This is a genomic window from Pseudomonas sp. R25(2017) (assembly GCF_002112565.1).
GTDB lineage: Bacteria > Pseudomonadota > Gammaproteobacteria > Pseudomonadales > Pseudomonadaceae > Aquipseudomonas > Aquipseudomonas ekonensis.
Map to the genome: position 1 here is coordinate 1 of NZ_NEHZ01000054.1, position 597 is coordinate 597.

1 protein-coding gene is annotated in these 597 nt (G+C 62.5%); it reads right to left on the reverse strand.

Annotated elements, in window-relative coordinates; genetic code table 11:
• Positions 1-597 (reverse strand): hypothetical protein (locus CAG31_RS28005; protein WP_139832662.1); only part of this gene is annotated, 597 nt, incomplete at both ends.

Sequence of the window (597 nt, forward strand, 5' to 3'; positions counted from 1 at the left end):
GCCAATTCCGCTTCGCGCTGGACGATGGCGGCTGCAAGCGCCGGGGAGCGTTGGGCCCATTGCTCGGGGGGCAGGGGTTTTGACCATTCGAGGATGTCGGGGTGGGGCAGTTCCGGTGGATAGGAAAGCTTCCAATCCTGCAGCTTTTCCGCCAGGTAGGTGCCCAGAATCGTAATGCAGAAAATGCTCCACAGAACGCCCAGTATTTCCCCTTTGCGCAAATCGGTGATGAGCAACCCGACTTGCGTTTCTTCGTAAGGCGCTATGCCGACCCGACTTTCCGGCACGGAATCAGGCCCAACCTCCATGTAACTGCGCATGCATTCCCACAACGCCATCGCCGTGGTGCCGCCGCCGCAAGGGAAGCCCAGCGAAAAATGCCTGTTGTCCTCGCCGGCGGTCGGGTCGGGGTTTTCGAAGCCGATGACCAGCAGGCCCATCGTGACCCTGCCGCCCTGACTGACCGATGAATGCTGGGTGGCGGCAGCGGTCACGGTTTCCCAGGGGACGATCCAGTATTCGCCGTTGTCGCGGGGCACGCAGACTTCGCGGCGCTGGCGGTTGAAGCGGACGGGCAAGGGGACTTCGCGGAAGAGG